The organism is Qaidamihabitans albus, from assembly GCF_016464705.1.
GTDB classification, from domain to species: domain Bacteria; phylum Actinomycetota; class Actinomycetes; order Mycobacteriales; family Pseudonocardiaceae; genus Qaidamihabitans; species Qaidamihabitans albus.
In genome coordinates, this window is record NZ_JAEHOB010000007.1 from 327,273 (window position 1) to 339,435 (window position 12,163).

At 69.7% G+C, this 12,163-nt stretch carries 14 protein-coding genes; 8 read left to right on the forward strand and 6 right to left on the reverse strand.

The annotated features are described in order from the left end of the window. Nucleotides 1-12 precede the first annotated feature (12 nt). Entirely contained in the window at nt 13-1,479 is a 1,467-nt protein-coding gene (locus tag JAP66_RS16740) for an aldehyde dehydrogenase family protein (protein WP_199432660.1), read from the reverse strand. A gap of 196 nt (nt 1,480-1,675) precedes the next feature. Here JAP66_RS16740 and mdlC point away from each other — a divergent pair, with 196 nt between their 5' ends. Next, nucleotides 1,676-3,277 carry a benzoylformate decarboxylase gene (gene mdlC / locus JAP66_RS16745; RefSeq protein ID WP_199432661.1) on the forward strand — a complete coding sequence of 534 codons (1,602 nt, stop codon included), beginning with the start codon at nt 1,676-1,678 and terminating at the stop codon, nt 3,275-3,277. A 16-nt stretch (nt 3,278-3,293) separates the two neighbouring features. On the opposite strand, the gene JAP66_RS16750 is transcribed toward mdlC, so the two are convergent. After that, on the reverse strand, nt 3,294-3,638 hold the full coding sequence (locus tag JAP66_RS16750; RefSeq protein WP_199432662.1) for a winged helix-turn-helix transcriptional regulator: 345 nt from the start codon (nt 3,636-3,638) through the stop codon (nt 3,294-3,296). A 95-nt stretch (nt 3,639-3,733) separates the two neighbouring features. Here JAP66_RS16750 and JAP66_RS16755 point away from each other — a divergent pair, with 95 nt between their 5' ends. Together JAP66_RS16755 and JAP66_RS16760 are read left to right on the forward strand one after the other, a co-directional pair. Further along, nucleotides 3,734-4,123, forward strand: a complete 390-nt coding sequence (locus tag JAP66_RS16755; protein WP_199432663.1) for a RidA family protein — start codon at nt 3,734-3,736, stop codon at nt 4,121-4,123. Nucleotides 4,124-4,168: 45 nt separating this feature from the next. Beyond that, a complete protein-coding gene (locus tag JAP66_RS16760; protein ID WP_199432664.1) occupies nt 4,169-4,990 on the forward strand; it encodes an SAM-dependent methyltransferase in 822 nt (273 codons plus the stop codon). Between the two features lie 101 nt (nt 4,991-5,091). Here the strand turns inward: JAP66_RS16760 and JAP66_RS16765 are convergent, their stop codons facing one another. The 4 genes from JAP66_RS16765 to JAP66_RS16780 form a co-directional block, all read right to left on the reverse strand. Then, nucleotides 5,092-6,027, reverse strand: coding sequence for a hypothetical protein (locus JAP66_RS16765; protein WP_199432665.1), 936 nt, complete (start codon nt 6,025-6,027; stop codon nt 5,092-5,094). A gap of 22 nt (nt 6,028-6,049) precedes the next feature. Beyond that, nucleotides 6,050-6,406: a hypothetical protein gene (locus JAP66_RS16770; protein ID WP_199432666.1), complete on the reverse strand. Its 357-nt coding sequence runs from the start codon at nt 6,404-6,406 to the stop codon at nt 6,050-6,052. Beyond that, on the reverse strand, nt 6,366-7,082 hold the full coding sequence (locus JAP66_RS16775; protein ID WP_199432667.1) for an SAV_915 family protein: 717 nt from the start codon (nt 7,080-7,082) through the stop codon (nt 6,366-6,368). Before JAP66_RS16775 ends, JAP66_RS16770 begins: the two co-directional genes overlap by 41 nt. Nucleotides 7,083-7,332: 250 nt before the next feature. Beyond that, nucleotides 7,333-8,898: an FAD-dependent monooxygenase gene (locus JAP66_RS16780; RefSeq protein WP_199432668.1), complete on the reverse strand. Its 1,566-nt coding sequence runs from the start codon at nt 8,896-8,898 to the stop codon at nt 7,333-7,335. A 193-nt stretch (nt 8,899-9,091) separates the two neighbouring features. Here JAP66_RS16780 and JAP66_RS16785 point away from each other — a divergent pair, with 193 nt between their 5' ends. The 5 genes from JAP66_RS16785 to JAP66_RS16805 all read left to right on the forward strand — a co-directional run. Further along, the gene (locus JAP66_RS16785) at nt 9,092-9,766 is read left to right on the forward strand and encodes a TetR/AcrR family transcriptional regulator (RefSeq protein ID WP_199432669.1); all 675 of its coding nucleotides are present in this window, start codon (nt 9,092-9,094) and stop codon (nt 9,764-9,766) included. Next, nucleotides 9,763-9,993 carry a DUF427 domain-containing protein gene (locus tag JAP66_RS16790; RefSeq protein ID WP_199432670.1) on the forward strand — a complete coding sequence of 77 codons (231 nt, stop codon included), beginning with the start codon at nt 9,763-9,765 and terminating at the stop codon, nt 9,991-9,993. Before JAP66_RS16785 ends, JAP66_RS16790 begins: the two co-directional genes overlap by 4 nt. After that, on the forward strand, nt 9,990-10,691 hold the full coding sequence (locus tag JAP66_RS16795; protein WP_199432671.1) for a glutaredoxin domain-containing protein: 702 nt from the start codon (nt 9,990-9,992) through the stop codon (nt 10,689-10,691). The genes JAP66_RS16790 and JAP66_RS16795 overlap by 4 nt, the downstream gene beginning before the upstream one ends. 185 nt (nt 10,692-10,876) lie before the next feature. Beyond that, a complete protein-coding gene (locus JAP66_RS16800; RefSeq protein WP_199432672.1) occupies nt 10,877-11,260 on the forward strand; it encodes a hypothetical protein in 384 nt (127 codons plus the stop codon). Nucleotides 11,261-11,368: 108 nt separating this feature from the next. Further along, nucleotides 11,369-12,163: FAD-dependent oxidoreductase (locus JAP66_RS16805; RefSeq protein ID WP_199432673.1), on the forward strand; the 795-nt coding region annotated here is incomplete at its 3' end.

A 12,163-nucleotide genomic window follows, 5' to 3' on the forward strand; every position in this document is an offset into this window, starting at 1 on the left:
GGAGCCCACCGCTCAGGCGGGAAAGCTCAGGGCATGGGTGTCCATGAACTCGCGGATACCCTCGATGCCCAGCTCCCGGCCCATACCGCTGTTGTCGAACCCGCCGAACGGCGCCCGTTCGTCGAGGTGCGCCGCACCGTGCACGTTGACGAAGGTGTAGCCGGTCCGCAGCCGCGACCCGACGTCCGCGGCGCGGTCGAGATCGGCCGTCCACACCGACGAGCACAGGCCCGACCACGTGTCGTTGGCCCTGGCCACCACCGCGTCCTCGTCGTCGAACGGCAGGATCGGCAGCGTCGGCCCGAACTGCTCCTCGGTGACGACCCGGGTGTCGTCGGCCGGGTCGAGAACCAGCGTCGGCCGCAGGAAGTTGCCACGCGTGAGATCCGCACCGTCCGCGGGGGTCCCGAACTCCCGCACCTCCGCACCGGACGCCCTGGCCTGCGCGACGAGCTCCTCGACGAACTCCTTCTGCCGGGGGCTGTGCAGCGGCCCCATCGTCACCGTCTCGTCGAGGCCGTGCCCCAGCACCGTTCCGGACAGCAGCTCGGAGAGCCCGTCGACCACCTCGGCGTAGCGCGACCGGTGCACGTAGAGCCGCTTGACAGCCATGCAGATCTGGCCGGTGGAGTCGAACGTGCCGCTGAACAGCGACCGCAGCGCGTCGGGCCCGAGGTCGGCGTCGGCGAGCACGACGGCCGGGTCGTTCCCGCCGAGTTCGAGCGCGACGCGGGTCAGCGAACCCGCCGCGATACCCATGATCCGCTTGCCGCCGCCGGGGCTGCCCGTGAAGCAGACCTTCTTCACACGGTCGTCGGCGATCAGCGCCTCACCGATCTCCGCGTCGGCACCCGTGACGACGTTGAGCACGCCGGGCGGCAGCGCCTTCGCCACCCGCTCGGCCGTGCGCACCGTGGCCAGCGGCGCGGTGGGCGGCGGCTTGACCACTACGGTGTTTCCCGCCAGCAGCGCATGCGGCAGCGACGCGCCGAGAATGGCGATCGGCCAGTTGAACGGCACGATGATCGTCACCACCCCGAGTGGGCGGTGGTGCACCTCGGTGCGGTACGGCGGAGCGGGCAGGTGAGTCACCTCGCCGACGTCACCGGCCAGGTCGATCGTCATGCGGCAGCGCTGCTCGAACACCAGCGAGTCGATGAACGACTCCATCCGGATCTTGCCGTTCTCCCTGGTGAGAATCTCCGCGGTCGCGGCACGGTCGGCCTCGAGCGAGGCCAGCGCCGACGTCAGCAGCTCTGCCCGCTCCTGCGGGCTGCGCGCCGCCCACGCGGGGAACGCCCGGTCGGCCGCCTCGACCGCGGCGGTGGCCTGCTCGGCCGTCGCCGCCGCCGCGTGGCCGACCACGGACGTGCCGTCGGCCGGGTCGACGACCCGGAGCACGTCGGCCGCCCCGCGAGCCTCGCCGTCGATGAACAGGCCCGTCTCGATGAGAGGCAGTTGGTCTGCGGAGATCGTCATCGTCGTCTCGTCTCCTTGAAGGTGGTTCTCGCCGCGAACGATACGACTCGACGTCTCCGGCGCTGCCGGACAGCGGACGCGATGTGGTCGCGACATTTGACGCAGGGCGCCGGGGAACCCACCGGGAACACTCGGTGTCCGGCCGCGCCGGAGGCCGAGTGGCGCACACGCAACGCCGGGAACCTGGGAGCAGCATTTGCCGACCGTTCGCGACACGACCTATGGGCTCTTGCGCGCCTGGGGACTCACCACCGTCTTCGGCAATCCCGGCTCCAACGAGCTGCCGTTCCTGGACGGGTTCCCGCAGGACTTCCGCTACGTCCTCGGCCTGCACGAGGGCGCGGTGCTCGCGATGGCCGACGGCTACGCGCAGGCCACCGGCCGGCCGGCGCTGGTGAACCTCCACTCAGCCGCCGGGCTCGGCAACGCGATGGGCAACCTCGCCAACGCCCGCGCGTCGGGCACCCCGCTGGTCGTGACCGCCGGACAGCAGGCGCGGCCGATGGTCGCGCTGGGTTCGGTGCTCGCGGAGCCCGCCATGACGCGAGTGCCCGAGCCGCACGTCAAATGGGCGTCCGAACCGGCACGGGCTCAGGACGTACCCCGCGCGCTGTCGGAGGCCTTCCACCTCGCGACCCTGCCCCCGGCCGGGCCGGTGTTCGTGTCGCTACCGCTCGACGACTGGGTCCAGGAGGTGCCCGAGACCGAGGTGGCACATCTCGCCACGCGCCGGGTGCGTTCCGCGGGAGCGCTCACCCCGGAGCTGCTCGCCGACCTGGCCGGTCGCCTGAGTGCCGCCCGGTCCCCCGCTCTCGTGCTGGGCCCGGAGGTGGACGACGAACCCGCGTTCGACCTAGCGGTCGCCCTCGCCGAGCGGCTGCGCGCCGCGGTCTGGACCGCGCCGACGCCACCGCGCTGCCCGTTCCCCACCCGGCACCCGCTGTGGCAGGGCGTGCTGCCGCCGAGCGTCGCGGGCGTCAGCGAGCATCTCGCGGGCCACGATCTCGTGCTCGTCGCCGGAGCACCCGTCTTCCGCTACCACGCCTACCGGCCGGGACCCTGGCTGCCCGAAGGCACCGCGCTGATCTCCGTCGGCGCCGATCCGGGCAACGCCGCACGGGCGGCGTTCGGTGACGCGATCGTCGCGGACGTCGGCACGGTCTTCACCCAGCTGCTGGACGCCCTGCCCGCGACCCTGGACAGGGCGGCTCCCCCGGCACGGAGCAGGCCCGGGAGTCCCGCGCCGGGCCAGGCGCCGTTCACCGCCGATGCGGTCTTCGCCCGCCTGCGCGGATCGCTTTCGGCGAACGCGCGCGTGGTGAACGAATCGACGGCGAACACCACGCAGTTCTGGCAACACCTCGACCTCGCCCGGCCGCGCAGCCTGTTCTTCCCCGCCGCGGGCGGGCTCGGCTTCGGGCTGCCCGCCGCGGTGGGCGTGGCTCTCGCCGACCCCGGCCGCCCGGTGGTGGCGGTCCTCGGCGACGGCGCAGCCCAGTACGGCATGGCCGGGCTGTGGACGGCGGTGCAATGGCGGTTGCCGGTCACGTTCCTCGTGCTGCGCAACGGTGGCTACGGCGCGCTGCGGAGCTTCGTGGCGCAGCTCGGCGTGTCCGGCGCGCCGGGCCTCGACCTGCCGGGCATCGACGCCGTGCGCATCGCGGAGGGCTACGACCTACCCGCCCAGCACCTCACCGATCTCGACGAGCTCGACGCCGTGCTCGCGAGCGCGGGGCCGGACACGGGTCCCCGGCTGATCGAGATACCGATCACCGCGGAGACCCGCCCGCTCGGCTGACCGGCCTGCACTGGCGTCACCAGCGCCGTGTGTGTTCACGTTCCCGGTAGGCGCGGCCCCACTGTTCGAGCTGGTCGGTGATGGCGCGCAGGCTTTCGCCGATCTCGGTGACGGAGTACTCCACCTTGGGTGGCACCTGCGGGTACACGGTCCGCAGCACCAAGCCGTCGCTCTCCAGTTCACGGAGCTGCCGGGTCAGCATCCGCGGGGTGATGCCGGGCAGCGCCTTGTCGAGTTCGCCGAAGCGCTTGGTGCCCTCCAGCAGATGTCGCAGGATGACGAGCTTCCACTTGCCGCCGATGACCTCCAGCGCGGCCTCGACGGTGCACTCTTCTGCCAGGTCATCGATGCGAGTGCCCATGGATACCTCCCTGACCTCACGGCTATACATTTTGATAGTACGGGTCAAGAATGACAGTACTTGCGAAGAGTGCTTGTACGGCCGAGGCTCTTCGCATGACTTCGATGCAACGGGTGGAACATGACCCCGACTGGTACGAGCCCTACCGCATCTCGCTGGCGATCAAGGCGAACGGCCTGGTCTTCGTCTCCGGCCAGGCAGGGATCGACGAGCACGGCAGGACAGTGGGCGCCGGTGATTTCGAAACCCAGGCACGCCAGGCGTTTCGGAATCTCGCGACGGTGCTCGAACAGGGCGGCGGTAGCCTCGCCGATGTCGTGAAAGTGACCATCATGGTCACCGACATGAGCTACCTGAACCAGATCGTCCGGCTGCGCGAGGAGTACTTCACCGAGCCGTATCCCGCGGACACGTTGTTGCAGGTGGCCGGTCTCGCGCAACCCGACTGGATGGTCGAGATCGACGCGATCGCGGTCGCCAGGTGACCGCGTCTCTGCCGGATCGTCCCCCTGATTCGGTACGGTCTCCTCGTGCCGGACGACAAACCACCACTGGACCTTGATCGCCCGAGCTCGGGTCGTGTCTACGACTACTGGCTCGGCGGGACGAACAACTACGCCATCGACCGCGAGTTCGCCGAGCGCCAGCTGGAACTGGCCCCCGAGATCCGGGACGCCGCCATGGCGAACCGGGCGTTCCTCGGACGCGCCGTGCGTTATGCCACCGAGTCCGGGATCCGGCAGTTCGTGGACATCGGCAGCGGGCTACCGACCCAGGGCAACGTGCACGAGGTCGCCGACGATGTCGCACCGGGTGAGGCGCGGGTCGTCTACGTCGACAACGAGCCGGTCGCGCACGCGCACTCCCAGATCCTGCTGGAGAGCACCGCGGACCTGGCTCGCCACCACGCGCTGTGGGGAGACTTCTTCGACGGACCGGAGCTGTGGCAACGCATCCTCGACGAGGGTGGCATCGACCCCGAGCAGCCGGTGTGCCTGTTCACGGTGGCTCTGCTCCATCTTCTGCCTGCCGAGCGGCAGCCCGAGCGGATCCTGTCCTTCTACCGCGACCAGCTCGCGCCGGGCAGCCTGCTCGTGCTGTCCCACGCCTACTTCGATCCCGCGGACGAGCAGGCGCAGGCGGCCTTGCGGCGCATCGCCGCCAACTACGCGAAGCAGACCGTGAACCAGGGTGGCGGGATGCGAAGCCGCGAGGACATCGCCGAGTTGTTCGGTGACTTCGTACTGGTCGAGCCCGGCCTGGTGTCGGCTTCACAATGGCGGCGCGATACGGCGTCCGACGACGGCCCTGCCCACACTCCGGTGCTCGCCGGAGTCGGCCGCAAGCGCTGACCGGCTACGCGTGCCCGGTGGGAGCAGCTCACGGGTCGTGAGTGTCCAGCCGCGTTCTAACTCGGCTGGACACTCACGAGCGGTGACCAGGCACCACGCCGCTACGACCCGCGGTAGAGAGGGATCTCCGACTGCTCGTCCACATCGCCGAGGAGGTCCTTCTCCGGCAGAACGAAATCGGCCACTTTCGAGCCGAGTATCCCGCCGACGACGCTGCCTCCCATCGTGCCGAGCACTCCACCGACCACCGTGCCGGGACCCGGCCAGACAAAGGTACCCACCGCCGCACCGTTCGAGCCGCCGGCGAGACCTCCGGCGACGATGCTGGGCACCTTGCTACCTGCCTCGCCCCAGCTCTGGTGGCCCTGCAGAGCGTTATAGGCCTGCTTGCCTGCGGTGAAGGCCACGGAGAGCGCAGTCACGCGGATCATCACGTCGCCCAGCTTCCTGGCGGGCGGGGTGATCACGTCGTGCAACGTACGGTGTGCCTCTTCCTCGCGTTCCCGAACCTCGCGAACGCTGTCGATACAGTCGTTGTACAACCGGACCTTGGCGTTGTGCGCGTCCAGGGCCTGACTGACCTCGTCGCTTCGGATGTACTCGCGGTCCTCGTCACTCAGCAACCGTCCCTGCTGCCGCGAACCGGCCAGAATCGCCCCGTACCGTTTCAGGACCGGCCCCGGTTGTGGCGGGAGGATGATGGTTCCGTCCACCTCGAGGCCACCCGCGGCCGCCTGGCCGCGAATGTCCGCCATCTTGGCGATCGCGGCCGCGAGGGCGAAACCGAACTCGGCGAGGCCCGAGGAGATCTTCTCCCCGGTGGACGCGATCTCGTCGAGATCAGTGTGGAGGAAATGCACGGCGCTGAGAAACGACTCACTCGCCGGCCCCTGCCAGCCCGCTTGGGCGGTCGCCAGCGCCGTGCCGAACTCGTCGGCGGCACCGGCGGCGGCCGTAGCCAGCGTGCCCATCGTGTCCGCGGCCTCGGCGCACGAGTTCGGATCGCCCTCCACCGCGGTGTCGAGATGCCCTGTCATCGCTGGTTCCCCACGTTGTCCGTCATCTCTGGTAGTCCTCGACCATCTGCTCGGTGATCTCCTCCTGACGGCGGATGTAGCCTTCCGCGGTGTTGTCGATCTCGCCGTAGGAGCCGCGGGCGGCGTCGATCTTGGCGGCCGCCTCGCGCAGCACGTGCGTGCTGATCATGCCGAGTCCTTGCAGTGTGGCCATCGCCGCCGTGACGATCTCGGTCGAGGCACCGGCGTCGACGGAGCCGACCTGGTTGCCGGTCGCCTCGTGCAAGGTGTCGGCGGCGCCCCTGAGATGAGCCTCGACGGACTCGAGCGCCCCCGCGTCATACGAGAAACCGCTCGTGTCAATCCCGATCGGGGTTTCGCTGTCCCACTGTCCTGCCACGCTTCTGTCGCCCTTCGCTCGGCCGGCCCTTCGTTCTGCCCAATCTGACCGCACTGGTGTGCCGTGCCTGCTCGGCGAGTTCCGGGTTGAGGACCACGCCCTCGGCACCCACGTCCCGTGCCACCTCACCGATCAGGTGTGTCTCGATGGCCACCGCGGCCTGGTACGGCCCGCAACCCGCGCGGAGCCGCTCGAGCGAGGAGTAGACCAGCAGCATCGGACGGCCGGAGTCGTCACGATGCAACTCCAGGTCCGCACGCTGGTCCCGGGGCCGGACCGGTTGGCTGGGCACCCACAGCACCGCCGCGCTCGCCGGCTCCTCGTCCAGTTCTTCCGCGTGCGGCAGGTCGCGCGCGTCCGGCTCCGGATACCGGACACCGTCGGGGTGCCGCACGTCCAGCGCAACGAACACCGAGCTCTGCCTGGCGAGGGCTTCCGCGAGCTCGTGCGCGGTGAGTCGCGCATAGGGCTGCCCGTTGCCACAGGACTCGACCAGGAGACCGACCGTCGAATACGCCCACACCACTGCCTCGTTCCGGTCCGTCCCCCCGAGTTCGAGCATGCCCTCCGGCGAGGTCAGCACGAACAGATCGGAACGCACCCGGCCTGCGACGTCGTCAGGGGCCAGCAACCCGGCACGGCTCAGGGACCCCAGGCCGCCGCTACTGTCACTCATCAGTGCACGTCCCTGTCGTCAGCCAGCGACACCACGACGAATAGATCATGTAAGACCTCCGCCTTTCGTGATGTCTACCAGACCGTCGGCCGGCGCACCCGCCGATCAGTTCAAGCGGTCGCCATTGCAAACCCGAGGCTGGTCACCTCTCGTGAGTGCCCACGCGAGTTAGAACACGGTTCCTCACTCACGACTGGTGCGCGCCGCGGCGATGTCGCGGACGTCGTTCGCCGGACGCGACAGCACGCGGTCAGCGGGCGAGGATGGTTCGCAGTGCGGACTCGAGTTCACTGGCGGATGCCTCGTCGTGCGCACGCCAGGCCACGAATCGGTCGGGGCGTACCAGCGAAGCACCGTTCGGCGTGACTCCGTAGCGGGTGGTCCAGTCGCCCGCCGGCAGGCGTTCAGCATGGAGCGGCACACCGAGTCGGACGGCAACCTCCCGTGCCGCGGTGACCCATCGGGGTGAGACCGTGAGCAGGACGAAACCACGTCCGAACAAGTCCATTGTGGAACGGCCACCCGGCAGCCACACGTGCGGTGCCCGAGACCCCGGACGCCCCGTGGCCGTGGCAGGGTCCTCCAGGCGAGCGCCGTCCTCCCCCTGTTCCGGCACGATGGCACCGTCGGGGTAGCGGTAGCCGAACAGGAGCTCTTCGGGGGGAACCGGCGGGTCCTCGGTGCCGTCCGCGAGTTCGGGACGCGATCGCGTGATCATGTTCGTGTACTGCTGCCCCGCGATGAGAGCGCCGTAGGGACGGCGCTCGACGTCGTGACTCGACAGCAGGCCGGGTCCTGCCCAGCCACGCACAACGGCGGCCAACTTCCACGCGAGATAGAAGCCGTCCATGATCGCGGTGCTGCCGCCTTGCCCGCCGTGGGGTGGCATCGTGTGGGCGGCATCGCCGACCAGGTGCACCCTCCCGCACGTGAACCGATCGGCCACCTGGTGCGCGATCGTGGTCGGCGTGGCATCGAGCACCGTGACCGGAAGCGTCGGCACGCCCACCCCGGCCCGCACACACGCGATCAGGTGTTCCTCGGTGAAGTAGTCGACCCTGTCGCCCGCATCCGAGTCGTAGGGCACCATAAAAACCCAGTGGCCCGGGCGGTCCGTGCTCACGAGAGTCGCACCGTCAGCCAGCGTCGGGTTGTTCTGAAGGTAGAAGAGGGCGAACTCACGACCACCCACGAGGTCGCTGAGATCGGCCTCGAACTGCACCGCGACAGAGTGCCCCAGCGGCCCCCTCCCGTGCACGCCGATACCGAGCGCGCGGCGAAGAGGACTGCGCCGGCCATCGGCAGCCACCACATGGTCGGCGTGCACGGTGTACTCGGATCCTGTGGTGAGATCGGTGAGCCGGGCACGGACACCGTCCACCTCCTGCTCGAGTGCGTCGAGCCTGGTGGAGAACCGCACCCGCGCACCGAGCTCGCGTGCGCGCTCCAGCAGGATCGGCTCCGTCTTCTCCTGGCTGGCCATTCCCATCTCTTCCCGGGTCAGGTGCGACCAGTCCGGCCATGCGTCGCCGACGATCTCGTGAAGTACCGGACCGGCAACACTCTGGGCGATCACGATCGGCATACCGGCATCGACGTCGTAGCCTGCGTCGCGCACCCGCTGGTGTACCCCGGCGATGCGCAGCGCCTCCATGGCGTGCCACGACTGGCCCCGGGCCTTGGGCTGCGCGGACGTACCGGCGTGCCGCTCCACCAGCAGTGGAGGCACACCGTGCAAGCCGAGAAACATCGCGGCCGAAGACCCGGCCAGACCCGCGCCCACCACCAGCACCGGCACCCGTTCATCAACCGACATCACAGACTCCCCACTTTGGCGAACACCGTTCGTTAACGAACACCGTTCTATCAGCGAACATTGTTCCTGACAAGTACGGTGTTCGTCTCAGTGGGCCCTGCCGTACGCTTTCGGCGTGACGACGGATCGCGAACTCCCGACCCCGCCCTGGCGGCGTGAGCGCGGCAAGCCACGTCGGCAGCTCAATGTCGACGTGATCGTCGACGCCGCGATGCGCGTCATGGGAGCCGAGGGCCTGGACGCGGTGAGCATGCGCAGGGTGGCCCACGAACTCGACACCGGACCGGCTTCCCTCTACGCCCACGTCCGCGACAAGCGAGAACTCCACGAGCTGATGCTCGACGCCGCGATGCGGGACATCCCCGTGCCCGAACCGGACCCCGAGCGATGGCAACAGCAACTCAAGCAGCTGGGCCTCGACCAGGCCAGGATCATGGTGCGGAATCCGGGCATCGCCCGAATCGCCATGGAGACCCTGATCCCCACCACTCCGGGCATCCTCGTGACGATGGACGCGATGCTGGGGATCGTGCGTAGCTCGGGCCTGCCCGCGCGCCTGGTCCCCCCGGCATGCGATGGCCTCGCCCTGTACGTCACCGCCTTCGCCTACGAGGCCAGTCTGTGGTCCTCCGCGCAGGATTCGGAAGCCCGCAAACGTCTCGAAGAGATCAACGCCTACCTGGATTCCCTGCCGGCCGACCGGGTGCCGCACCTGGTCGCCATGCGGGAACACTTTCGCGGCGAGGGGATCGATCATTTCGAGTTCATGCTCGACGTGTTCATCGCGGGCCTGGCCGCCCAGGTGAACGCATCGACATCACCGGCGGCCCCGGCAACAGAGCCGCGCACCGGCAGTCGCGGTCGGTGACCCGACGCCCCTACCCCGCTGTCACAGCACTGAACGGGACCGTGCTGGCGGAGGCGCCGCACACGGTCCGCATCGAAGGCAACCACTACTTTCCGCCGGAAACGGTGAAGCAGCAGCAGTTGAGCAGGAGCAGGATGAAGACGCTCTGCCCGTGGAAGGGCATCGCGTGGAACGAGGGCGAACAGGGCAACCGGCGGCGGCTGTTCGGTCACGCGAGGACATCGTGAGCGACGAAGCCACGCCGTCCGTGACGGTGTACTGGCGGCCCGGCTGCCCGTACTGCTCTCGGCTGCTCGGTGACCTCGACCGGATCGGCCTGCCCATCCGGAAGGTCGACATCTGGCAGGACACCGGAGCAGCCGCCCGCGTGCGCTCGGTCGCAGGCGGCAACGAGACCGTGCCCACGGTGGTCGTCGGCGACGACCACGCGATGGTCAACCCCAGCGCGACCGAGGTGGTCGAGGCCGCCCGTGCCCAAGCGCCTGGCCTGCTCGACAAGATCAGCCAGGACGGCCTGGCGAAGATCGCGGTCGGACCCTGGCACGCCGGCCTGGGATTCGCGATCGTCATCGCCGGGCTGTGGTTCGCGCTGGCCGCAGGCAACCCCACGACGACGTACCACTTCGCGTCCGCCATCGTGGCGGCCGCCTGGCCCGTCGGCCGCCGGCTGCGTGCCGCCCGAGCGTTGCCTGCCGTGCCCGCCATGGCGACAGCATTCGGGGGCGGCCTGCTCGCCGTGGTCACCACCGCACTGCTGGCGGCCCGCAACGCGCTGGCGGGTCCAGCCCTGTTCGGCCTTCCCAACGGGCTCACCGAAACCCTTGCCGGCATCGCGCTCGGAACGCTCGCCGGCGCCGCGCTCGCCGTCGTTCCCCGGCGCAGGGACCCGCGATCCCGAGCACGGAGGCGTGGTGACCCCTCGTGAGTGCACCCACGACGAACAACCTCCTGCCGCGTCGGTCGCGACCTGCTCGAATGACCGCGTCCACCGAGCTGGTTGGCGGTACCGTGAAGCGTGGGCTCGGATCTCGTCATGTTGATCACCATTCCCGCTGCGCGAGGCCGGAGTCGGCCGCTGTGATGGACGGCCAGAACCGGGAAGGAACACCGTTGGCCACATCCGAGAAGCCGGCCGCCACGACCAGCGAGCCCCGCACCGATCGATTGCCGGTCTGGCGAATCGGCCTGACCGGCGGCTTGGTCGGCATCCTGTGCTGTGTCGGCCCGACTGTGCTGGCACTGCTGGGGATCGTGAGCGCGGGTACGGCCTTCGCGTGGGCGAGCGAGCTCTACGGCGGCTACGCGTGGCTGTTCCGCCTCGGCGGGCTCGTGGTGCTGGCGCTGCTGGTGTGGCGGTCCCTGCGGCGGCAGAACCAGTGCAACGTCGCCGGAATGCGGCGCCGGCGATGGCGACTGCTCGGCGTCGCCGCTGTCGCGGTGCTGACCTACCTCGCGCTGTACGCGTTCACCACCTGGCTCGGCACCTTCGCCTGACCGTTCACCACGTGAGAGGTTCGTCGTGAGCTCGGAGTGGCCGATCCGAATGGGACGCGTAAGGCTGCCGTCACGAGGAGATGAGCTCGGCGAGGAAGGGGCACAGCTGTGCAGCGGCGTTATGACCTGGTCGTGGTCGGTGGCGGCACCGCGGGCATCATCGCGGCCAGGACCGCGGGACGGCTGGGTGCACGCGTGCTGCTCGTCGAGCGGGATCGCACCGGCGGCGACTGCCTGTGGACCGGCTGCGTGCCCAGCAAGTCGCTGATCGCCGCGGCGAACACCGCACACCGGATGCGCACCGGGGCCAGCCTCGGCATCGCCCCGCACGAACCGCGGGTGGACTTCGCCGCGGTGCGGGCTCACGTACACAACGCGATCGCGCGCATCGAACCCGCCGACTCCCCGGCGGCGCTGATCGAGGCCGGTGCCGAGGTCGTCACCGGCGATGCCGCGTTCACCGGGCCCGCGCGGCTACGAGTCGGCGATCGGGTGCTGCGCTTCCGGCACGCGGTCATCGCCACCGGCTCCTCCCCCGCCCTGCCCCCGGTGCCCGGCCTGGCCGACGCCGAGCCGCTGACCAGTGACACCGTGTGGGAGCTCACCGAACTTCCCGCGCGCCTGGCGGTTCTCGGCGGCGGCCCGGTCGGCTGCGAGCTCGGGCAGGCCTTCGCCCGTCTGGGCAGCCAAGTCACGATCGTCGAGACGGCCGAGACCCTGCTGCCGAAGGAGGAACCGCGGGCAGGCCGCGCGCTGGCGGCGACGCTGTCCGCGGAGGGTCTGCTGGTACTGACCTCCACCAGGGTCACGAAGGCTCGCGGCAACACCACCGGGACCGAGCTGACGGCCTCCGGGCCCGAAGGCTCCACCACGGTGTCCGCCGACCGGGTCCTGGTGGCCACC